This is a genomic window from Hymenobacter baengnokdamensis (assembly GCF_008728635.1).
Classification (GTDB): Bacteria; Bacteroidota; Bacteroidia; order Cytophagales; family Hymenobacteraceae; genus Hymenobacter; species Hymenobacter baengnokdamensis.
Genome location: NZ_CP044285.1, coordinates 2851831 through 2875039, shown reverse-complemented (window position 1 = coordinate 2875039; position 23209 = coordinate 2851831). Strand labels below are relative to the sequence as shown.

The window sequence follows — 23209 nt, the reverse complement described above, 5'->3', positions numbered from 1 at the left end:
GAAGCCGTAACTCGTGACAGGTTTTCGGGGAGGCTGTGCCTCCCACAGAACGAGCTAGCCGAACGGCCCCAGCGGCACGGTCCCGCTTTGCCGCTAGCGCGGCAGTGGAGGTGCAACCTCCACGTTATAGTCGGCACGAGTTACGGCTTCGCCTAAACTCGCGCCAGTAATAGGCTAGCGGAAAACAGTTAATCCATAATGAAAGCTGTTAGCCCTTCATTACGCCAATCATTTGTTAGTCGGCGTATCTCCTGCATTTCATAGCTTGAGTTTACTTTGATTAGAATAGTCTTCTCTTCGTTACTGCTTTTATTGACAACTGTCAGCTTACCGAAACCAGTAACTCCCCCTCTTTTGCCAGTGCCAAGTTGACCGGCATAGCCATCGCATTCTATAATAATACTTTTAAGTGTTGTTACGGGTATTTCTTGGGGCCCAATTAATAAGCTATGCTGAGTAAGTCCTATTTTCTCGATGGGCTTCGGGTAATAAAACTTGGCAGGACTCCTCTTAGACTCCTGCTCCAGCCATATCACATACCCAATAGTCAAACCACAAATAATTGCCATACTATTAAACGCGTACATAAGTATAGTCGGCAATTTAACTCCTGCTTCTATGAGCAATAGAGCGAGGGAAAGAATCTCCAATCCTAAAGCACCCTCCTTTAATTTAGTATACCACGCTTTTTGCTCCGCACGCACTTCTAAATAAACAGTAGGTTCCATTTCTCACACCTGAATAACCCCCACATTATATGCCTTCTCAATCGGTGCATGGTCTATTACTGGCGCGAGTTTAGGCGAAGCTGTAACTCGTGACAGGTTTTCGGGGAGGCTGTGCCTCCCACAGAACGAGCTAGCCGAACGGCCCCAGCGGCACGGTCCCGCTTTGCCGCTGGCGCGGCAGTGGAGGTGCAACCTCCACGTTATAGTCGGCACGAGTTACGGCTTCGCCTAAACTCGCGCCAGCTTGGGGCAAATTTTTATATATTTTCATATTACAAATTTTATAAACGGCGGCCAGCGGGCGCCGAACGGCTTAATCCATTACAAAGGCTGATATGCCTTGTGCACGCCAGCTTTCCGCGAGGTGGCGCAGCGAATGTAATTCGTCAGCTGATTTAATGGTTATCAAATAGATAACCTCTTTAGCGGAGCTTTTATCGACAACTGTGATTTTACCGTTACCTGAAAACGGGCCGCGCCTACCTGCAGCTACCTTACCCGCATAACCATCCGATTCGATTACAATACTTTTCAGGGTAGCGGTAGCTGTTTCCTGCATCCCGAGCACTAACGACTGCTCATTAAGACCAATGGTTTCCGCAACCTTAGGGTAATAAATAATTGAGCGTTTCCAGTAAGCTATCAGCATTAACCCGAACTGAATACATAGGCAAAAGCCCATGATAAGTAGCGCTAAATAAAGGATTTGCAATCTTTTAAGGACTCGAGCAAAGAAAAGGCCAAACGCCGCTAACCAAGCAACGATATTACATACAGTAGCCAGATTTCTGGCCCATTCCTTTTTTTCGGCGCGCGTAGCCAGGCAAATAATTGGCTGCATTTCCATCACACCTGAATCACCCCCACGTTATATGCCTTCTCAATCGGTGCATGGTTAGCCGCCGAAATTCCCTCCGAAATAACCTTACGCGTTTCCAGCGGGTCAATTACCGCATCGACCCACAGCCGGGCCGCCGCGTAGTAAGGCGATAATTGTTCTTCGTAGCGGGCTTTGATGCGGTCGAGCAGTTCCTTTTCGGCTTCGGGGGTGATGACTTCCCCTTTGGCTTTCAACGACGCTACCTGGATTTGCAGCAGGGTATTAGCCGCGGCTGCGCCGCTCATTACGGCGAGCTGGGCGGTGGGCCAGGCCACGATGAGGCGCGGGTCGTAGGCTTTGCCGCACATGGCGTAGTTGCCGGCACCGTAGCTGTTGCCGACCACGACCGTGAACTTGGGCACTACCGAGTTGGCCATAGCATTTACCATCTTGGCGCCGTCCTTGATGATGCCGCCCTGCTCGCTGGCCGAGCCCACCATGAAGCCCGACACGTCGTGCAGAAACACCAGCGGGATGCGCTTCTGGTTGCAGTTCATGATGAAGCGGGCGGCCTTGTCGGCCGAGTCGGAGTAGATGACGCCGCCCATCTGCATGCCGGTTTTCTTGCTTTTCACGATTTTGCGCTGGTTGGCCACGATGCCCACCGCCCAGCCGTCGATGCGGGCGAGGCCGCAGAGCAGCGTTTGGCCATAGAGGTCCTTGTAGGGCTCAAACTCGGAATTATCGACCAGGCGATTGATGATTTCCATCATATCGTAGGGCTTGGCGCGGTCGCTGGGCAGCAGGCCATAGATTTCCTGCTCGGCCAGCCGGGGCGCGGTGGGCGCCGCGCGACTGAAGCCCGCGCTGGGCTGCGCCCCCATCTTGTCGAAAATGTTGCGGATATGGTCGAGCGCCTCCTCATCAGTGTCGAACTTGTAGTCCGTTACGCCCGACACCTCGGAGTGCATGGCCGCGCCGCCCAGGGCCTCGTTGTCGATAGTTTCGCCGATGGCTGATTTCACCAGGTATGAGCCGGCCAGGAATACCGAGCCCGTGCCGTTTACTATCATGGCCTCGTCGCTCATAATGGGCAGGTAGGCCCCGCCCGCCACGCACGGCCCCATGATGGCCGAAATCTGCACGATGCCCATGCTGCTCATCACCGCATTGTTGCGGAAGATGCGGCCGAAGTGCTCCTTGTCCGGAAAAATCTCGTCCTGCATGGGCAGGTACACGCCTGCCGAGTCCACAAGGTAGATAATCGGCAATTTATTCTCGATGCTGATTTCCTGAGCGCGCAGATTTTTCTTGGCCGTGATGGGAAACCACGCGCCGGCCTTCACCGTGGCGTCGTTGGCGACTACCACGCACTGCCGGCCCTGCACGTAGCCGATAACGACGACCACGCCGCCGCCGGGGCAGCCACCTTCCTCCTTGTACATACCCTCGCCGGCAAAAGAGCCGATTTCGACCTGGGCCGCGCCCTTATCTAGCAAATACGCTATACGTTCGCGGGCCGTGAGCTTGCCCTTGGCTTTGTGGGCAGCAATGCGCTTTTCGCCCCCGCCGAGGGCCACGCGGGCCAGCTTCTGGCTGAGCTGGAAAGAGAGTTGCTTGAGCTGGTCTTCGTTGCGGTTGAACTCGACGTTCATAACTGGGCTGGGTGGGATGGGGTAGAAAGAGTAGTGAAACTAAGAATCGCTCGTGGCGCAGAACTTAAAAACCCGCCTTTGCGGGGCGGGTTTCAAAGGTAAAAGGGAAATCGGGGCCCGGCTATTTTACTACGGCCGGCGTCGTGCTTACCTGCTTGGTTTGGGTGGTCACGGTGCCATCGGGGGTCTTGGTAGTTTCCTGCTTGGTTTTATCCTTGCCGCCGCCAAATACCGAGAAGTGGACATAGCGCTTGGGGTTGGCTTTCATGTCAGAAATCAGCGCGTTGGAGCTGGCCGCCGTGGCATTCAGGTTATTATAGAGCGTAGTGTCGTTGATGAGCTTGCCGAGCGAGCCTTTCTGGTCAGTCAGAGCGGTACTCACGCCCTTCAGCGAGGTTTGGGCTTCAGCTAGGGTTTTGTTCAGGTTGCGCAGCGTGGGGCCAACCGGCGCGGTTTTAATAGAGTCCGACAGCTGGGTGAAGTTGTTGGCGATGCGGTCGAGCTTGGCCGTGCTTTTGTTGAGGGCCGCGCTCATGTGAGCCAGGTTGCGGGTAATCTCGTTGATGTTGGCCTGGTTGGAGGTAATAAGCTTTTGCAGGGCCTCAGTGCTGGCGCGGGCCCCGAGCAGCGTGCCCTGGATATTGGTCTGGGCATCCTTGTTGAGGAAGCCGTTGATATGGGCCAGCGTAGCCCCCACCGTATCGAGCACGGGCAGCGCCTTGGCCTGAAACGCGTCGGCAATGCCGATAGCCGTGGTCGTTTGCAGGGTTTCGCCGCCATGAAACTCCTTGGTATTCTTGCCCAGCAGCAGCGTAATGGTTTTAGAGCCCAGCAGCGAGCCGCTGAGGCCCGCTTTAGTCGAGTCGCCAAGGGTAATGCCCTTTTCCATTTCCAGGGAGGCCCGGATAGCATTATTCTTATCGGGCTGTAGCTCCAGGTTCTTTACCTGCCCCACTTTAATACCATTAAGGATAACCGGTGCACCGACATTGAGGCCGTCCACATTCGGGTAAATGGCATAGTAGGTGCGGTCATTGGAGAGCAGGTTGCTGCCCCGCAGAAAGTTGAACCCTACAGCGAGGGCCACCAATGCCACTACGGCCAGGAGGCCCACTTTTATTTCTTTAGACACAGGAAAGTAATATTAATGCGAGAGTACGCCGACGATTAGATGAATTGCCGGGCCTGAATGGTTGCGTGCAGGCCCCTATTTAGAGACCTTAACGGCAAACCCCGGCCGTATGTTAGGCCTGTCGGAAAGCTGAGGTGCATCTTACTCAGCCCGAGTACCCTCCAGGTCGCGCTTATACGCCCGGAATGCCTGGTAGATACCGCCCGCAATGGCCTGCTGACCGGCCCGGTCGTTGAGGTAGCTTTCCTCCTTGCGGTCGGTCAGAAAGCCGGCCTCTACGAGCACCGAGGGCATAGTAGACTTCCACAGTACCAGAAAGCCGGCCTGCTTTACGCCCCGCGAGGTGCGCCCCACATCGGTGCGAAACTGGTGGTCGATGCGCTGGGCCAGGCGCAGGGAATTTGTAATATATGCGCTCTGAAACAGGGAAAAAAGTATGTGCGACTGCGGCGAGCGCGGGTCGAAGCCGTCGTAGCGCTTTTTATAGTCCTTCTCCTGCAGGATTACGGAGTTTTCGCGCTGGGCTACACTTAGGTTGGCGTCGGTTTTGTGCAGGCCCATTGTCCAGACCTCCGTGCCGTGCGAGCCTTTCGGGCCGGCATTGCAGTGTACCGAGATGAAGAGGTCGGCGTGGTTGCGGTTGGCAATAGCCGCCCGCTCGTCAAGCTCCACAAACACGTCGGTTTTGCGGGTGTAGATAACCCGTACATCGGGCAGGCCATCCGAAATCTGGCGGCCCAGGTCTTTGATAATTGCCAGCGCCACGTCGGCCTCGTGGGCATCGGCCCCATTGCAGCCAATGTCTTTGCCGCCGTGGCCGGCATCGAGCACCACCGTGCGCAGGCGGTAACGGTACGGGGCAGCCTCGGGGCGGGCCGCCGGGTCGCCGGCCGGCCCGCCCGGCCGCAACGACGCCCCGGCGGCGAGCGAGTCCTGGGCATTCAGTACCGGGCACTGCGCACTCAGCAGTATACAGGTCAAAGCAATAATCCGCACGTTGGTCGTTGGGGAAAAAACAGGCCGATGGCAACCCTTTGGAGGGTAATCGGCCTCTTATCTTTGTGTCTAAGCCTCAAAAGTAATTCGCTCAGTGGCTTTATTTAATTTGGCTTTTTCCTACGCTGTTTTTCCGGGCCTTTTTTGCCGTCGTCGCTGGGCGCTACCGGGCGCCTTAAGCTTGTGCCTGTGGGTGCTGGGCAGCCTCACTACGGCCCACGCCCAAGCTACCACCGACTCGACCCGCACGACCAATGCGCGCCGGCCCGGCTCGGTGCCGACGCAGCCGGTGCGCAACCTCAACTTCGACCGCAACGCCCCGCAGAGCCCGCCACCCCCCGGCGTGCGAAACACGGGCCGCCCCGACGTACCCGACGTGTCGCGCAAGCCGGCCCCGAGCCTGACGCCCGATAGCACGGGCCTGCTCGCCGATACCAGCCGCCGCGCCCGGCGCAGCCGCGACTCGCTCAACCTGGTGGTGCTGCGCCGCCGCAGCCAGGTAGAAACCACGGTAAAATATGCCGCCAAAGACTCGATTCAGTTCGACGTAGCCACCAAGATTGCCCGGCTCTACACCAAATCGACGGTCGATTATGGCAAGATGAGCCTGAAGGCCGCCTACATTATCGTCAACTATGGCACCAGCACGGTGCAGGCAATAGGCCGCCGCGACTCGGTAAAAAACAAGGTGGAAGACCAGCCGCTGTTTAAAGATGCGGATGGCACCTATTCGGCCGGAACAATCAACTACAACTTTAAAACCAAGAAGGGCAAGATTGCCGATGTCGTGACGCAGCAGGGCGAGGGCTATATCCACGCCGAGGTAGTGAAAAAGCTGCCCGACAACGACTTTTTTGGCCTGCACGGGCGCTATACCACCTGCAACCTGGCTCATCCGCACTTCTACATTGAGGCGGGTCGCATGAAGGTAATACCCGGCCAGAAGGTGATTACCGGGCCTTTTCACATGGTTATTGCCGATGTGCCGCTGCCGGTAGGGTTGCCGTTTGGCTATTTTCCTACTCCGCACAACGGGCGCGGCTCGGGCTTCATCATCCCCACCTTCGGGCAGGGTGTGCAGCGCGGCTACTCGCTCACGAATGGGGGCTACTACTGGGCTCCCAACGACTACATTGGCCTGCGCGTGACCGGCGACATCTACGCCGGCAATGCCGACCGCTTCGGCGGCTACGGCCTGGCCACCGAGCTTACCTACCGCAAGCGCTATAAATACCAGGGCAGCTTCCGCTTTACGTATGCGCAGCAGCCGGTGTCACCCATTCTCAACACCTCTACTACGGTGGGCGGCACGGGCTCCGAAGGCCTCTACTCCAATTCCGTTAATACCTTCTGGATAAGCTGGAGCCACTCGCCTACCCCGCTGCCGGGCGGGGGCGTGTTCTCGGCCAGCGTGCAGGCGGGCAGCAGCTCCTACAACAAGGTAAATACGCTCAATCCGCGGCAGCTGCTGTCGGCTACCTTCAACTCAACCATCAGCTATAGCAAAACCTCGCGGCGGCTGCCCATCAACTACTCTATTCAGCTGGCCCAGAGCCAGAACGTGCAAACCGGCGTGATGGACTTTACGCTGCCTTCGCTCAACGTGGGCGTGGCCCGTCAGTATCCGTACCAATGGCTGGGCCTTCAGCCCAGCGGCCGGTTTTACGAGCAGTTTGCCATTAGCTACAACCTGGTGGCCCAGAACCGCATCAGCAGTCTGGTGCCGGCCCACACGCTATCGGCCGATGTGCCGCTGCTGGGCGGCAGCACCACCGCCTACAACATTCCGGTGGGCTTTAAAAACATCGGCCAGCTGCTGCGCAATGCCCAGAATGGCTTGCAGCACCAGTTTCAGATTACCCTGCCCTCGGCCACCGTGCTCAGTCGCCACATCCAGATTCAGCCTTCTATCAACTACGGCGAAACCTGGTATCTGCAGAAGCTGCAATACAATTATCTGCCAACTATCCGCGCCGTTAAAGTGGATACCATATCCCCGGCTTTTGAGCGGGCTTACTCCTACTCGGGAAACGTATCGGCTTCTACCAACTTCTATGGCCTGGTGCAGATTAAGGGCGACCATTACATCAAGGCCATTCGCCACAAAGTAACGCCGAGCATCAGCTACTCCTTCTCGCCCGACTTGGCTAAGAACTCGAAGTACGATGCCTTTGTGGGCGGTCAGGGCACTTACGAAAGTCTTTCTTCTGCTTATACCAGTCGCCTGCTCGACCCCCGGCAGTTTTCGCGCTACCAGGGCGTGTATGGGGTGCCCGCCAGCGCCCGCGTAAGCCAGCTGAGCCTGAGCGTGCAGAACCAGATTGAGATGAAGGTGCGCAACAGCCGCGACACGACCGGCACCAACCCCTACCGGAAAGTAAGCCTGGCCGACGGCATCGACCTGAACCTGAGCTACAACTTTGCCGCCGACTCGCTACGGCTCTCGCCGCTCAACCTGGGCTACCGGGTGCAGATTGCCAAAAAGCTTAACGTAGTGGCCAGCAGCTCGTTTTCTTTCTATCAGCGCGACTCCACCGGGCGCACGCTCAACCGCTACCTCTTTGAGCAAAGCAAGGTGCGCCTGGCCCGCCTGCTCAATGCCAACCTGAGCCTGGGCTACCAGTTTAACCCCGCCGCCCGCCCCAAAAGCAAGGCCAATATTCCGCGGGCCGTGGCCCCGAGCAACGACCCGGTGCTGGGCTCACCCCTGCCCCAGGCCATTTACGCCGATTATATCGATTTTGATATCCCCTGGGAAGCCAGCGTGCAGTACACGGCCAGCTACAACACGGCCACGGCTCCCATCAGGCCGGTACTATATAATACGATTCCGCTATTATCGGGCAACTCCATCACGGCCAGCGGCTCGGTCAAGCTCACGCCCAATCTGCGCCTGAGCACCAGCCTCAACTACAACTTCACCCAAAGTCAGTTTGTGTACCCAACGGTCAACTTCTACCGCGACCTGCACTGCTGGCAGGTGTCGGGGCTCTGGATACCGGTGGGGCCGTACCGGGGCTACAACTTCACCATCGCCGCCAAGAGCAGCCTGCTGCAAGACCTGAAGCTGAACCGGAACAAGACTATTCTGAACAGATAATTTTTTACTGGTTGATGGTTAATTTTATTCAGAGCTCTTGAACAATATTAACCATTAACGAATTATTTTCCCCCAAACTCAAACACCACTTCGCGCACAAACATGTCGCCGTCGGGGCGCAGAATGGCGAGGTTGCTGATTTCCAGCTCCAGGTTGAACGTCTGGTTATTCAGAAACTGCAATACGGGGCCCAGCAGCTCGGGCGTGGTATCGTGCAAAGCCAGCGATACGTGGGGCAGCCACAGGTCGGGAGCGCTGAACTTATCGGTGCGCGAGCACAACGGCGCGGCCACCTGTAGCACGCGGTGGTGCAGCAGGTTGAGGTCGTCGGAGCGCAGTACCGGAATATGAATCACGGGGTTATCGCCCGGAAACATTCCCAGCCCGGTTGTATGGGCCACAAAGGGCTTGGTAGTGCGCGCAATTTCCTGTAGCGCCGCCTTCAGGGTTTCGAGGTCGGCGGGCTCCACAATCTGGTACGTCAGGTGCGGCTCGGGCGTGGCCTGCACATCGGTGAGGCCAAACTTCGTTTCCAGGCTTTTGATAAGCGTGTTGATGTGGTCGGAAGCTGGAGACGGCAGCAGCGAGGTAATGGCAAGCATAGCGCAAAAAGCGAATCGGAAAAGAAAAAAGCGCGGGAAAGCCGGGGCTACCGGCCTCAAAGCTACTGGGCGAGGCGCAAGTTAGAGTCAGCGGGGATTGATTTTACATAGTAAATTTAATATATAAAACTCAAAAGTAACGGGCCGCATACGTCCAGGAACGAGGGCGGCTGGCCCCTGTACGGGCAGCGGGGGGTAGAGGGTTAGGCCGGAGGCAACCCCAACCAGTAGTTTTTGCGTTAGCAGAGGCTCAGCTTAGTTCCGTGCCCGACTCTTCCCTCTCCCCCGCTGCTACTCGCGCGCGCCCCTGGGGCCGCTGGGTTTTATTTGCACTGGCACTACTCATAGCGGCCGCCCTGGCCTGGCTAAAATGGGGCCTCGACCCCTGGCTGCGCCGCAAGCTCGAAAAGCAGGTGGCCACCCAAACCCACGGCCAGTACGCGCTCTCCGTGGCCGGCCTGCGCACCCAGCTGCTGGCGCGCGCGCTGCACCTGCGCGGCGTGGCGCTGCGCCCTGCCACCGCCACCCTGGCCGATACACTGCCCCGCCTTAGCCTGCAGCTCGCCCGCCTCGACCTGAGCGGCGTGGGCCTGCTGGCGCTGCTGCGCAAGCAAACCGTTCCTATCGACAGCCTCACGCTTGACTCGCTGCGGGTGCAGGTGGCGGCGCTGGCCCGGCGGCCGGCGCCCCACGCTGCTCCACCGCTGTTTCAGCAGCATCCGCTGCGGCTCGGCTACCTGGCGCTGCGCCGGGTGGGCGGCAGCTTTGGGCCAACGGCCGCCCCGATTGGTCGGCTGGCTACCGCCGATATCAGCGCTCGCGACCTGCTCTTTACCTCGGCCGGGGCCGCCGATACGCAGCGGCTGGCGTTTGCTGCTGCCTGGCAGGCAATGCTGCACGGGCCGGCCGGCCAGCTGGGCGGGCACAGGATTACCGCGCAGCTGATTCATTTTTCGAGCGATAAGCACCTCTTTCAACTTGATTCGCTGCGCATTGCGCCGCCCGCGCCCGGCCAGGGCAAGCCGGGCGCAGTGCGGGTGGCTTTTAGCCTGCCGCGCTTGCAGGTGCTGGGCCTGCAGGCGGCTCACTGGCAGCACCTGCGCCGGTTCCGGGCCGACTCGGCGCGGCTGAGCAATCCCAGCCTGACGTTTCGGCCGCCGGCCCAGGCCCCGCCGCCGCTCTGGAAGCTGCTGGCGCCGCTGTTTCGGCAGGCCGACCTCCGGCAGCTCGCCATAGCCAACGGCTACCTGGCCGTGGCCGGTGTGAAGGAGGGCCCGGCCGTGCGGCACGTTTTCGCCCTGGGCCGTAGTATCCGCGTCGATTCGGCTGCCGAGCAGGATGGGGCGCGGCGTGTGCTGTACGCCCGCGGCTGGACGGGCCGCACCGGACGCATAACAGCCGTGTTTATGGCCCCACTCTACCCGGCCAGCATCGGGCATCTATTTTTGAATACCGAGCACCAGGCCCTGCGGCTGACCGATTTAGCCGTGCGCCCCACCCTCACCCCGGCCCAGCTTAATATACGCAGCGGCTACCAGCTTACGCAGCTCACAGCCCACATTACGGAGCTGAACGGGCAGGGCGTCGATTTTTACCAGCTCTCCGACAACAGCCACCTGCGCGTGGCGCGGGTAGTTGCCGAGCGCCCTTACCTGAAGCTGAGCAGCGACGGGCGCGGGCCGATAAACTCGCAACCTTCTATTCTGACGCCCGAGGCGATGCGGAAGCTACACGCGCACCTTGATGTGCGACGGCTGGACCTGCGCAATGGTACTATCGCGGCTTCTTATCGCAGTCCGCGTACGCCGCTGATAGGCACTTGCACTATAAATCGCCTGAACGCGACGCTGCGCAACGTCAGCAACGACCCGCGCCACATGACCATGGCGCAGCCGCTTACGGGCTCGGCCACGGCCTACATTGAAAACCGCTGCCGGGCGCAGGTGCAGCTTACTACGTCGCTGCTCGACCCGCAGGGCCGCCAGCATCTGTGGGGCAGCTTTGGGCCGGCAGCGCTGGCTATCCTCAACCCCATTATGAAGCCCACGCGGCTGATTGAGTTTAAAAGCGGCGACGTACAGGGCATTACCTTCGACGAGTACCTCGACCGCCAGCACATCACGGGCCAGATGCGGGCCAGGTACAGCGGACTGAAATTTGAGTTTCTGGGCTACAAAAAAGGCGAAGTAAAAAAGACGCTGCTGGGCCGCGTCAAGAGCGGCGTGGTCAACGGTCTGGTTATCCGCGACCAGAACCCGCGCCCCGACGGCCGCTTCGTGGTGGGCGAGCTGACCTCGCGGCGCGAATTGCAGTTTTCGGTGTTTACGGCCTGGCGGCAGGGCCTGCTCAGCGGCCTGCTCAACAGCACCGGCGTGCCCACCAAGCTGGCCCAGAAATACAGCGAGTCGTCGGATAAAGGGCCGCTGCCGCCGCACTAGCAACACCCTTTTCCTGGTCCCCGAGCTTTACTCATCGTCATCCTTGCGCTTGGGGGTGAGCTGCAAAAAAGCGCCGCGCCGGGGCGCCGGCATGGCCGACTGCTCGCCTTTCACCGACTTCCAGACTACTTCATTGAGGTCGAGGTCGGGCACGGCATCTTCGTGCGCAAAATCAAATTTGGCCGACCGCTCGGCGCTGCGGTTCCAGGCAGTGTTGCGGGTATCGAGGGGCACCTGGGCAGCTTTGGCCTGGTAAGGAGTCGCGTTGGGCGCGGCCTGGAAGAGGCCGAATAGCGGGCGGGCCGCCGCGTCGTACTGGCTCATGGGCGGCAGGCCCAGCAGCAGCTCGATAGTGCACATCACGCCGGCCGTGGTGTAGAGCGTGTGGTCTGCGGCCTGGCGGCGCACGTAGGGGCCGATGACCAGGGCCGGCGAGCGGTGGGCGTCGATGTGGTCGGGGCCGTTCTGGGCATCATCCTCCAGTACAAAAATGACCGACTCGCCCCAGATACGGCTGTGGGCAATGTGCTCCACCAGCTGCCCCAGCGCCAGGTCGTTGTCGGCCACGGCCGAAACCGGGCTGACCTTCCCCAGTCGCTGCCCACTGGTGTGGTCGTTGCTGAGGCGAATGGTGCTGAGCTGCGGCACCTTGCCCACGGCCAGCAGCGAGTCGAAGTCCTGCGCCCAGATGCGCACCCGCTCCACGTCTTTTACATCCAGGTCAAAGCCCGGCGACCTGGGGCAAACGTGTCCGCGCAGCGACTTAAGGGGCGTTTTGCCATTCTCGGCAAACTCGCCGTAGGTGCGGTAGCTGAGGCCGGCGCGCTGGCAGTAGTCCCAGATAAAGCCGTCGCGCGGGTAGGCAATCTTGCGGGTACCCTCGAAGTCGTAGGTGCCCCCGCGCCCGCCGTAGCTGATGGGCCACGACTTCTCCACGTAGTCGGTGGCGTAGGCGGCGGTGCTCCAGTTGTGGCCGTCGGCGCTCACCTCGGCGTTGACGTAGAAGTTGTCGAGCAGCACAAACTCGCGGGCCAGGGCGTGGTGGTTGGGCGTCACTTTTCGCGGAAAAATGCAAAGCGAGGAGTCGCCCTCGCCTTCGCGCACATCGCCAAAAATCTGGTCGTAGGTCCGGTTTTCTTTGATGATATAAAAGACGTGCTTGATGGGCGACTTCTCGCCCGCCCGGCGCGGCACGGGGTTGCCGGCCTCGCCGAGCGCCAGCTTTTCGCGCTCCTTGGTGAAGGGCGTATTGGCGTACACCTGCTGCGAATAGCTTTTCAGCCGCGCCGCGTCGGGCACCGGAATAAAGGAGAGCGTGCCGGTAAACAGGCTGCCGATGTACTGAACCGGCCCATCGGCCAGGCCATTGCCGAGGTGGTGGCCGCTGCTGTCGGTTTTCTTCACCGGCTGCGGGCCGCCGGGGTTGGCCTGGCTGGAAAAGCCTTTCCCATTGGCTACCAGTATTTTATTACCCAGCGTGCGCACGCAGGTGGGGTACCAGCCAGTCGGGATAAAGCCCCTGGCCGCGCTGCGGCCGGGCTGGCGCACGTCGAACACCGCCAGGCAGTTGTTGTCGGCGTTGGCGATGTAGAGCGTCTTTTCATCGGCTGAGAGCGCCAGGCCGTTGGTAGTCGAGCCGGTGAGGCGCGTAGGATATAGCGAAGTGGAGATATTTTCCAGCACCTTCCAGCTCTTCACATCAACTACCGAGACGGAGTTGTCATTGGCATTGGCCACGAACAGATAGCGCCCGTTGCGGCTCTGAATCAACTCATTGGGGTGGCTGCCAGTGGCCAGCCGGGCCCGGATGCGGCCGGTGGCGCGGTCGTAGGCCAGCAGCTTGTCGCCGCCCCAGAGCGTGATGTAGAGTGTTCGGCCGTCGGCCGACAGCAGGCAGCCGTACGCTTCGGCGCCCAGCTTCAGGCGGCTGAGCGTGCGCCTGGCTTTCAGGTCGAGCACGTAAAGCGCGCTGTCCTCCTTGGTCACGGTGTACAGGCGCTGCCCGGCGGCGTCTACGGCAATGCCGACGGGGCTGATTTTGGCCCTGGGCCAGGCCGGGCCGAGGCGCAGCGTGTCGGGCGCGCCGAGCTTGCGGCCGGCTGTGGGATAGGTCAGGATAATATTGTCGTTGCCGCCCGAGGCGTAGAGGCGGTCGCCCTTCGCACTGAATGCCAGCCCATACCAGGCTTTGCCAATAGGGCGCTCGTCGAGCAGCTTTTCAGTAACCGGGTCAATGAGCTGGAGCTTTTGCTTGCCCTGTCCGTTGTTCGTGATGGCCAGCATCTTGCCACCCGGGGCCAGCTGCATATTCAGCGGCAGGTCGCCGAGGGGCAGCGCGGTGCCGGCCGGCGTGAGCGACCAGCCATTGGGCAGCAGTATTTTCCGGGCCTGGGGGTCGTTGGTAGGCCGCTGGGCCTGGGCTGCGCCCGTGAGCAAGGCCAGAACAGCAAGGGAGAGCACGCGCTTCATAGCAGGAAGGTAAAAGTGGCAACGCGCAAAGGTCTGCCCGCCAGGTGACTTCCGGGTTAAGCCATTGTTAGGTAAGCGGGCCGCCGCCTCAAAACGTGAGCCCGAGCATAGTGGTGGCGGCCGCATCGGTACGGCGGGCTACTTTGTCTTTGACATAGACCTCGTTGCGGTCTACAAATTCTTTGACTTCGGCCCGCAGGATGACGCGGGGCACGGGCAGATAATCGAAGCCCAGCGAGTAGCCCGTGGTGTGCAGGCCGCCCACCCGCGTAGGGGCCAGCACCCCGCTCGGGTCATGGTAGTATTCGACACGGCCCACCAGGCCGGCCCGCTCCCAGAGGCGGCGGCGCACGATAAGTACCCCGCCCTGCCAGGCATCGTAGCCGCCCTTGCCATCAAGCTTTTCCTGCCAGCCCGTGTCGTAGGCGGCGGCAATTTTCCATTTCCTGGAAGGGTCGTAGGTGAGGTAAAAATCGTGAAAATAGCGGAGGCGGATGCCCAGCGAGTCGGGCACATTGCGGCCCTCTCCTACAAAAGTGCTGGAGTTGAAGAGCAGCTTGGCACTGGGCCGGAACTGGATTTGGGTGCCTATGGCCTCGTTCTGGTTACGGTCGCGGATAACCTGCCAGCCGTTGACGGCCAGCACCGAAAACAGCCACTTCTTGCCCTTGTCATACGTGAGCTTGGCCCCGGTTTCGTAGTAAGGACAGTTGTCGGCCATGATGGAGCGCGTCAGGGTGAGGTTATCGCGCGAGTTGGGGCCTTCCAGGCCAATGTGCGAGAGAAAGATGCCCGCATCGAGCCACAGGCTTTTGGCCACGCGCACGCCGCCCCAGGCCTCATAGATGTTTTTGAATACTCCCGGCTCGGCAGCGTAGTTGGCATCGGGGTAGGTGCCGGTCTGGATGGCAAACGTGCCGCGCACCCGGTCGCTGGTGTAGCGGGCGCCGAGCAGAGCCAGGTTCACGGCAATCTGGTTGTGCAGGTTTTCAGAGTAAATAAAGCCGGGCCGCTGCAAGCTCGCCGGGTTGTTGAAATCGTAGCCGTAGTACACGCCCACGTAGCCAAAAAACTCGGGCTTGGGGTCGGCCCTGGCCGTGTCGGCGGCGGCAGCGGCCGTGGGCGCAGCTGCGGTGGCCGTAGGGGCGGCGGGCGGCGCCGTAGTGGTAGTACTGGTAGGCGCCGGCGGAACCGTTTGGGCCAGGGCGGGCCGCAGAAAAGCTGTGCTGAGCAGCGCGGTGGCAAAAACTCGGATAGAAACGGGCATAGGCGCTTATTCGCGGGTGAGGTGTAATTCGGGGCGCTCGGGGATGAGCAGCGGAATATTTTCGATGGTGAGCGAGGAGTTATCCAGTCCAAAGCTTTCCTGCTGGCTGGCCCCCAGCCAGCGCAGCACGCCCGCCAGCCGGGCCACCAGCCGCTGCCAGCTGGTCAGCGACTGCGCGTAGGGCAGCGTGCGGTTCAGAATCACGAACTGGAAATCGCCCACCACGTCCTGGTCGCGCAGCGAGTTGTAGCGCGAGGTGATATCGACCTCCTTACTCTGAACCAAATCCGTGACCACCTGCCGGAACATATAGTTAATGGCGTGGTCGACCCGGAAGCCCAGGTGAAACTCAATGCGCACTAGGTCGTCGGGCAGGATAGTGTCGACGTGGTAAGTCTTCGTATAAGGCTCATCGGTCGTTACGATGTGGATAAGATAGTACACATCGGCCCGCTTGGGGCTTTTCTGAAAAATGCTGTGCGTAATGCCCCGCTCAATCTGGCTCGGGTCTACCGAATCGGTGAGGTACACGAGGTGAGTAGCAAACTTGGGCACCGATTCATCCCGGCTCAACTCCTTAAGCAGGGGCAGCCAGTCGGCCAGCGGCACGTATTTGACAAAAGCCTCGCGCAGGCGCTGGCCCTGAATCCAACTCACCATCACGGCCAGCAGCACTAGGCTCATGAGTACGCTCACGTAGCCGCCTTCGGGAAATTTGCGCAGGTTGGCAATCAGAAACGAGCCTTCGACGGTGAAATACACCAGCAGCAGCAAGCCAATCCAGACCGGGCTAACCCGGCGCAGGTACAAAAAGAAGGCCAGCAGCACCGTGGTCATGAGCATGGTAAAGGTGATGGCCAGGCCGTAGGCCGCCTCCATATTCGAGCTTTCGCGGAAGTGCAGCACCACGCCCACGCAGCCCGCGCACAGCAGCCAGTTGAGCGAGGGCACGTAGGCCTGCCCGCGCAACTCAGTGGGGTACAGCACCTTCACCTTAGGCCAGAAATTCAGCCGCAGCGCCTCAATGATAAGCGTGTACGAGCCCGAAATGAGCGCCTGCGAGGCAATGATGGTCGCCAGCGTGCACAGCCCGATGGCCGGCAGCAGGCCCCAGGCCGGTATCATGGCAAAGAAAGGGTTATTATCGCCGAGCGGCTTGCCCATATGCTGGAGCAGCCACGCGCCCTGCCCCAGGTAGTTGAGCACCAGGCATATTTTTACAAACGTCCACGACACGTAGATATTCGGCCGGCCCACGTGGCCCATGTCGGCGTACAGCGCTTCGGCCCCGGTGCTGCACAGGAAAATAGAGCCCAGCAGCCAGAACCCACCCGGAATAGTGGCCAGCATGTGCAGGGCGTAGTACGGATTGAAGGCCCGCAAAATGCTTAAATCGTGCAGCATAAACTGCACACCAAGCACCGCTATCATACTGAAAAACACGAGCATGACCGGCCCGAACAGCTTACCGATTATGGCCGTGCCGAACTGCTGAATGGCAAACAGCCCCATCAGGATAGCCAGCACGATGGGCACCGTATGCAGGTGGGGCCGCAGAATCCGCAGCCCCTCAATGGCCGACGACACCGAGATGGGCGGCGTGATGACCCCATCGGCCAGCAGCGCCGCCGCCCCCACGATGGCCGGCAGGTAGAGGTATTTGAAATTGAGCCGTTGCAGCAGGGCGTAGAGCGACAAAATGCCGCCCTCGCCGTTGTTGTCGGCCCGCATGGCAATGAGCACGTACTTGATGGTCGTGAGTAAGGTAAGCGTCCAGATAATGGCCGACACGGTGCCCAGCACCACGTCTTCCGTCACGGGCCGGCCCTCAAACACGCCCCGCACGGTGTAGAGCGGCGAAGTGCCAATGTCGCCGTACACAATGCCGAGGGCGATGAGCGTACCGGCCGCCGATGCCCCGGCTTTTAAAGCCTGGTGACCACCGGACTCGTCAACGGCAGGCAGGGTGGAAGGAGGAGAAGTTTGCATAGCCAGGCTGCTAGAGTAGTTTGTCAGCGGATGTCCGGCACTTGCCGGCCGTGCTTCCTACGGCCCTTACCCGCGGAGGTTGACGGCAGAAAAGCAACCGCCTGCCTGCAAGAACGAACAACCCTGCTCTTACTCGATGCGCGCTGGCTGGTTTATTCGTAGCTCATAATTTATTCATTTTATAGCACAGCATCGCTAAAATTCATTAAATAGTAAATTTATTATATTTTAAATACCCAATAAACAGCCACCTGCTCGAAGTGCGGCAGCTTACTCTCCGACCGCTACAGGCGAAAGTTGACGGCGAAGATGAGGCGGTTCTCATAGTCGCGCAAATCGGGCACGTAATGGGCCGGCAGGGGCTGGTCGGCGTAGCCGCTGGGCGAAGTAGTGCCGCCCGGCCCGGCGAAATAAGGCACGTTGGCCGAGCGGTGCAGGTACTCCACCCGAAAGGTGACGTAGTCGCTAGGCATCACATCGAAGGTAGCGGTTGCCTCTTTGGCCGTGAGCTTGCTGGCATCGGTATCGGTGAAGCCCACCACCGACGGGTTGAAGCTGAGGTAGCGGCCAGGGTTTTTAACAAAGCCCACGCGGGTAGTGAGCGCCAGCTTATTTTTGGCAAACCAGATGCGGTTGGCCAGCGACGAGCCCACCATGTAGTTGTCGGCCCGCTTCACCTCATTGCCGGCGGCATCGGTGCCGCTCTGGAAGCCGTAGTGCGTGTTCAGACTAAACGCGGCCTGCGTAATGCCGCGCAGCGGGCCCTTCTTGTCTTTGTGGTAATAGCGCGCCACAATGGAGTTGTCGTGGTGAAAGCGCTGGATATTAGGGTAGGCCGCGCGGCCCACGGCCAGCGAGTCGGCGCCGGGGCGCGAATCGTTGCCGTAGTAGAAGTTGGCCACCAGCTGGATATTTTCACTGGGCCGGTAGTAGTTCGAGTTGCCCAGCGCCGGGCGGTTGTTAACCGTGTTATAGGTTTGCCAGCCGTTCATCACCCACAGCTCGGTCTTGAAGTTTTTGGCCGGATAAAACTGGGCCCGCGCCCCCTGAAAATAGAAGGGTGTAAAATCGCAGACCAGCGAGCGCTGGTAGCTCCAGTTTTCCTGGGTCACGTAGCTTTCCAGGCCGATGTAGCTCATAAAAATACCCAGCTCCAGGTTCAGGCCATAGGCCACGTTGAAGTGGTAGCCGGCCGCCGCCTCGCGGATATACTTGAGGTTGTTGGTGGTGATACCGGTGCCGACGTTCACGCCGTTGGCCCCGATGGTAGTGCCCGTGTTGCGCCCGCGCAGCACCGAGGCGTCGGTTTCCTGCACCACGTTCAGCATGGAGCCGGTTTGCAGCCATAGCCGGCCGATAATATTCTTGTAATTGCTCTCGATGCCGATGCTGGCCAGCGCCAGCGAAAACTCCTGGGTGCGGCCCGTCACGGCCGAAATCGTCTGGGTATGGTCGAGCGGATTGGCGAAGTTGTAGTTGTAATAGCCATCCAGAAAAGTGGTGGCCGTGAGCACAGTTTCACCCGCCTGGTCCTTAAACTGGAGCGGGAAATTCTGTTGGCGGTTCTGGCCATTGACCCAGCTCAGGTCCATGCCGTCGAAGGGCACTTTGGCCATTACCGTGTCGGCTTTGGCGGGAGCCTTTGCCGCAGTGGCAGCCAGGCGGGAGGTGGCGCTGGGTTCGGTAGTCTGAGCCAGAGTCTGAGCCAGGGCTGCACTACTGGCAGTAAGGGCGGCTAGTAAGCCGCAAGCAAAGAGATTATTCATTCAAGAGCCATGAGAGGGCAAGCCAGCCTATGCCAATTTCAGCCCTTCATTTAGTGTCCGGGAAATCTTACTTGCTAAGCGCCTTTCTTTCAAGCAGTAATAATAAAATAATCGAGGCTTTAAACCGGTTTTAATCCCCCAACCAAGTCATTTTGACCCAGCGTCTGGGCATAATAGCCCGGTTTGAACACGAACAGCCGCCCGGCCAGTCGTGAAATTTTCCCGCCTCTGCGGGTGTTTTAACTGCTCGTCACGAGGGGCGAACTTCACTACCGCGCCCGGATAGCCCGGGCCGGGCCGTACCTTTGCCCCGCCACTGGTATAGGCCAAGCTAGCCGTTTAGCCAAACCTTTCGTACCGCGCCTCGCTCGCTACCAGTGGCCGCAACCGGCCCCGCCATGATTTCCATTTCCGACCTCGACTTCCATTTTGGCTCGCGCACCCTCTACGATGGGGCCAGCCTGCACATCAAACCCAAGGATAAAATCGGCCTGGTAGGCCTGAATGGTACCGGCAAATCGACCTTGCTGCGCCTACTCGTGGGCGAGTACAAGCCCGACGGCGGCTCCATCTCCATGAGCAAAGACGTGAGTCTGGGCTTCCTGAACCAGGACTTGCTGAGCTATGACTCGCACGAGTCTATCCTGGTGGTGGCCATGCAGGCCTTTGCCGAGGCGCTCGAATTGCAGAAGAAAATCGACGAGATTCTGCTCAAGTTTGAAACCGACTACACCGATGACCTGGTCGATAAGCTCGCCAACCTACAGGAGCGCTTTGAGGCACTGGGCGGCTACACCATGCAGTCGAAGGCCGAAGAGATTCTCGAAGGCCTGGGCTTCTCGACCGACGACTTGCAGAAGCCGCTCAAGACCTTCTCGGGCGGCTGGCGCATGCGCGTGATGCTGGCCAAAATTCTGCTGCAACAGCCCTCGCTGCTGCTGCTCGACGAGCCTACCAACCACCTGGACCTGCCGAGTATCAAGTGGATTGAGAACTATCTAGCCGGCTACGAGGGCGCGGTAATTATTGTGAGCCACGACCGCGAATTTCTGGATGGCACTACCAACACCACCGTGGAAGTGAGCGGCGGCAAGCTGCACCCTTACGCCGGCAACTACTCGTTCTACCAGGAAGAGAAGGTATTGCGCACCGAGATTCAGCAGGGCGCCTACGACAACCAGCAGGCCGCCATCAAGCAGGCCGAGCGCTTTATTGAGCGCTTCAAGGCCAGCGCCAGCAAGGCCAAGCAGGCCCAGAGCCGCGTGAAGGCGCTCGACAAGCTGGAGCGCATCGAGGCCGTGGCGCCCGACGCAGCCAAGGTGAATTTCAAGTTTACCTTCTCGCAGCAGCCCGGCCGCCACATCCTGCGCATGGAACATGTAGGCAAAAGCTACGGCGACAAGCTCATTTTCCGCGATACGCACTTGCACATCGAGCGGGGCGATAAAATCGCGCTTATCGGGGCCAACGGCAAGGGCAAATCGACGCTGATGCGCCTGGTGGCCGGGGCCGAGCAGCCTACCGCCGGCAAGCACCAGTTGGGCCACAATGTGATTATGGCCTTCTACGCCCAGCACCAACTCGAAAGCCTGACCATCGACAACGAGATTATCCAGGAAATGAACGAGGCCGGCTCGAAGCGCAACGAGATGGAATTGCGCGGCGTGCTGGGCTCGTTTCTGTTCACGGGCGATGATGTATATAAGAAAATCAAGGTATTGAGCGGCGGCGAGAAAAGCCGCGTAGCGCTGGCCAAAACCCTGATTTCGGAAGCTAACTTCCTGCTGCTCGACGAACCGACCAACCACCTGGATATGCAGTCGGTGAATATCCTCATTCAGGCCCTGGAGCAGTACGAGGGCACGTTCATCGTGATTAGCCACGACCGCTACTTCGTGGAGAACGTGGCCACCAAAACCTGGTACATCGAGGATTTTCAGCTCAAGGAATACCCCGGCACCTACCACGAGTACGAGCAGTGGCAGGACGAGCGCGAGAAAGCCGCTAAAAAAGCGGGCCTCCCCAGCCCCTCGGCCGCCAAGCCCGCCCCAAGCCGGAGCCTAAAGCTGACCCTACCCCCGCCAAAACGCCCTCACCCGACCAAAAGAAAGCTCTGCGCGAAATAGCCGAGGTAGAAGCCAGCATCGACAAGCTGGAAAAGGAGCTGGCCATCTACGAAAAGCAATTGGCCGACCCCAAAATCTACCAGAATGCTTCGCAGTTAAAGGACACTACCCTCAAATTTGAGCAAACTAAAAAGGAATTGGCGCGCCAGAACGACCGCTGGGAAATGCTGGCCGAGATGTAATGTTTTCAGTAATAGAAAAGCCCTGCTGGCATCTGCCAGCAGGGCTTTTCTGTATATTAGGCTAGCTCTATTGAGCTGCCAGGATAGTTTTCCAAACGGCGGCCGAAGTCATTGCCAACGTGGTTTCGCTCAGCTTTTCGTAGGTATCGGTGGGTTGGTGGTAATGCCTGAATAGCGGGGCCTGCGCTAGTATTTGCATCAGCTTAGCAGTGTCTGCCTGCTGTGCAATTGCCTGGAAATAGTGCTGCGCAACCGCCATATCCTGGTCTGTGATGCACGTAACAGTAAAAGCATCGCGCATCCCGGCTTGGCGAAAAGGCACGTGGTCGGCGGTATTCGTCACTATCTGGTCAAACCGGTGACAGCCCACCTGCTGCCAGGCGACTGCCTCAAACCGCTCCAGTAACGGCCCGCTGCGTGTGGCCTCCACGGGCCATAAGGCAAACTTATTACCCATACCAACCATTTCCAGATTTATTAATCCGGTTAGGTCTGCTACGCCATATTGCGCCACGTAGGCGCGCGAGCCTTTCAGGCCCGTTTCTTCTTCATCGAAAAAAAACACCCGCACGCCCGCTTTGCTGCCTGCTTCCAGATGCCTGCGAATAATATCAAGGCCGACGGCGATGGCCGAACCATTGTCATTCGCACCGGCCGAAACAGGTACGCGGTCAAAATGAGTACCTACGCCAACCTTGGTTTCTGGCCGGCCCAAATCAACGAACAGGTTAGTACCAGTGGCATATTTCTGCATTACGCAATGAACCCCAAGTGCATCAAGGTGCTCTCTTATTAAAGCACTACGCCCGGCATTGGGCTGGTTATCAAGCAGCTTTACGATTTCCAGAAGTCTCATTGACTTGAAAACAAGAGTATTCCTGAGGTTAGCCGGTTGTAGCTAATAGTACAACAAAATATGTGTCGTCAGAAACGTCGATTACTTATGAAGGCGCTATTAGCGTACTTAGAGCCTGTCCAGAAAATGAAAGATTTTCTGATAAGCGTCTTTCAGCTCATTCGCGTTCGGGCTGTGCTGCCCTTCGGGCACAAATAGCACTTCATTTTTCTTCGGCTCCTGTTTGAGCAGCGCGACAAACTTTTCAAACGTTACGGGCGGAACCTGGTCGTCCTTACCACCTTGCCAGATAAAAAAGGGCGGGTCGTTTTTATCGAAATACGTGATGGGTTCAAATTTGCGGATGTATTCTTTCGGCGCATAGTCGGTAGTTTCCGGGAAAAGCGCGACGCCGATTGCCTTCATTACCGGCACGTCGTTGCTCATAAATACTTTCTCGACGACGTCCAGGCCATCGACCGGCCCCGAAAAATTAACTACGGCGGCAATTTTAAGGCCGCTGGATAATTTAAAGGGATAAGTCGGGTCGTTGGCCGTTACCGCTACCAGGCTGGCAATGTGCGCCCCGGCCGAAAAGCCCGAAACCACTATCTTATCCAGGTTCAGCCGATAAGCTGCGTTATTAGCTTTTAGAAAATTCAGGGCATACGTCAAATCTTCCGAGGCAAGGGGAATACCGCGTTTGATACGGTAATTCATATTCACCACATTCATTCCTTTTTTCAAATACGGCTGAATGTACCTTTCCTCTTTCGACTTGTCGCTGACGTAATACCCGCCGCCGTGCAGAAAAACGATGGTCAGGTTTTTATTTCCCAGCTTCTGCGCGTCCCTGGAAAGATAAATATCCATCGTTTCTTCCTTATCAGTGCCATAGGCTACATCCTTGGTTATGGAATAAGTCGTTGTTAGCTGCTCGGGGGTTTTATCAGCCAGCGAAGCCAGCTTAGGCGAGCAGGCGCTTACGGCCAACGAAATAGCGAAGCTGAGAGAGAGGATATTCTTGTTCATGGAAAGGCTATGCGCTGGGTCGTAGAAAGGTAGACCTCAGCCGTTTTCAAGCTACCGGGGCGGGCAGGTACC

General features: G+C 58.8%; 16 protein-coding genes. 4 read left to right on the top strand and 12 right to left on the bottom strand.

The features are described from left to right. Positions 1–188: 188 nt before the first annotated feature. The 5 genes from F6X24_RS12290 to F6X24_RS12270 form a co-directional block, all read right to left on the bottom strand. Positions 189–728 carry a hypothetical protein gene (locus F6X24_RS12290; RefSeq protein WP_151088284.1) on the bottom strand — a complete coding sequence of 180 codons (540 nt, stop codon included), beginning with the start codon at positions 726–728 and terminating at the stop codon, positions 189–191. 313 nt (positions 729–1041) lie between these two features. Continuing rightward, a complete protein-coding gene (locus F6X24_RS12285; protein ID WP_151088283.1) occupies positions 1042–1569 on the bottom strand; it encodes a hypothetical protein in 528 nt (175 codons plus the stop codon). Between the two features lie 5 nt (positions 1570–1574). Beyond that, positions 1575–3203: an acyl-CoA carboxylase subunit beta gene (locus F6X24_RS12280; RefSeq protein ID WP_151088282.1), complete on the bottom strand. Its 1629-nt coding sequence runs from the start codon at positions 3201–3203 to the stop codon at positions 1575–1577. Between the two features lie 121 nt (positions 3204–3324). Further along, positions 3325–4335 (bottom strand): MlaD family protein, encoded by a 1011-nt coding sequence (locus tag F6X24_RS12275; RefSeq protein WP_151088281.1) that lies wholly within the window; start codon positions 4333–4335, stop codon positions 3325–3327. Between the two features lie 141 nt (positions 4336–4476). Next, positions 4477–5244, bottom strand: a complete 768-nt coding sequence (locus F6X24_RS12270; protein ID WP_151089599.1) for an N-acetylmuramoyl-L-alanine amidase family protein — start codon at positions 5242–5244, stop codon at positions 4477–4479. Between the two features lie 196 nt (positions 5245–5440). Between F6X24_RS12270 and F6X24_RS12265 the strand changes: the two genes are divergently transcribed. Beyond that, positions 5441–8431 (top strand): putative LPS assembly protein LptD, encoded by a 2991-nt coding sequence (locus F6X24_RS12265; RefSeq protein ID WP_151088280.1) that lies wholly within the window; start codon positions 5441–5443, stop codon positions 8429–8431. 62 nt (positions 8432–8493) lie between these two features. Here the strand turns inward: F6X24_RS12265 and F6X24_RS12260 are convergent, their stop codons facing one another. Next, positions 8494–9033, bottom strand: a complete 540-nt coding sequence (locus F6X24_RS12260) for a 2'-5' RNA ligase family protein (protein ID WP_151088279.1) — start codon at positions 9031–9033, stop codon at positions 8494–8496. A gap of 263 nt (positions 9034–9296) precedes the next feature. Here F6X24_RS12260 and F6X24_RS12255 point away from each other — a divergent pair, with 263 nt between their 5' ends. Further along, the gene (locus F6X24_RS12255) at positions 9297–11471 is read left to right on the top strand and encodes a hypothetical protein (protein ID WP_151088278.1); all 2175 of its coding nucleotides are present in this window, start codon (positions 9297–9299) and stop codon (positions 11469–11471) included. Between the two features lie 27 nt (positions 11472–11498). On the opposite strand, the gene F6X24_RS12250 is transcribed toward F6X24_RS12255, so the two are convergent. The 4 genes from F6X24_RS12250 to F6X24_RS12235 form a co-directional block, all read right to left on the bottom strand. Then, entirely contained in the window at positions 11499–13940 is a 2442-nt protein-coding gene (locus F6X24_RS12250) for an alkaline phosphatase family protein (RefSeq protein ID WP_151088277.1), read from the bottom strand. Between the two features lie 88 nt (positions 13941–14028). Further along, positions 14029–15207, bottom strand: coding sequence for a porin (locus tag F6X24_RS12245; protein WP_151088276.1), 1179 nt, complete (start codon positions 15205–15207; stop codon positions 14029–14031). Positions 15208–15213: 6 nt separating this feature from the next. Beyond that, the gene (locus F6X24_RS12240) at positions 15214–17196 is read right to left on the bottom strand and encodes a KUP/HAK/KT family potassium transporter (protein WP_151088275.1); all 1983 of its coding nucleotides are present in this window, start codon (positions 17194–17196) and stop codon (positions 15214–15216) included. A gap of 284 nt (positions 17197–17480) precedes the next feature. Continuing rightward, on the bottom strand, positions 17481–18962 hold the full coding sequence (locus tag F6X24_RS12235) for an outer membrane beta-barrel protein (protein ID WP_151088274.1): 1482 nt from the start codon (positions 18960–18962) through the stop codon (positions 17481–17483). Positions 18963–19360: 398 nt separating this feature from the next. Between F6X24_RS12235 and F6X24_RS12230 the strand changes: the two genes are divergently transcribed. Together F6X24_RS12230 and F6X24_RS19320 are read left to right on the top strand one after the other, a co-directional pair. Further along, positions 19361–21088 carry an ABC-F family ATP-binding cassette domain-containing protein gene (locus F6X24_RS12230; protein ID WP_317132480.1) on the top strand — a complete coding sequence of 576 codons (1728 nt, stop codon included), beginning with the start codon at positions 19361–19363 and terminating at the stop codon, positions 21086–21088. After that, entirely contained in the window at positions 21076–21270 is a 195-nt protein-coding gene (locus F6X24_RS19320) for an ABC transporter C-terminal domain-containing protein (RefSeq protein ID WP_317132525.1), read from the top strand. The genes F6X24_RS12230 and F6X24_RS19320 overlap by 13 nt, the downstream gene beginning before the upstream one ends. A gap of 67 nt (positions 21271–21337) precedes the next feature. Here the strand turns inward: F6X24_RS19320 and F6X24_RS12225 are convergent, their stop codons facing one another. Together F6X24_RS12225 and F6X24_RS12220 are read right to left on the bottom strand one after the other, a co-directional pair. Beyond that, on the bottom strand, positions 21338–22126 hold the full coding sequence (locus F6X24_RS12225; RefSeq protein WP_151088273.1) for a M28 family metallopeptidase: 789 nt from the start codon (positions 22124–22126) through the stop codon (positions 21338–21340). 108 nt (positions 22127–22234) lie between these two features. Continuing rightward, the gene (locus F6X24_RS12220) at positions 22235–23137 is read right to left on the bottom strand and encodes an alpha/beta hydrolase (protein ID WP_151088272.1); all 903 of its coding nucleotides are present in this window, start codon (positions 23135–23137) and stop codon (positions 22235–22237) included. Positions 23138–23209: the final 72 nt, after the last annotated feature.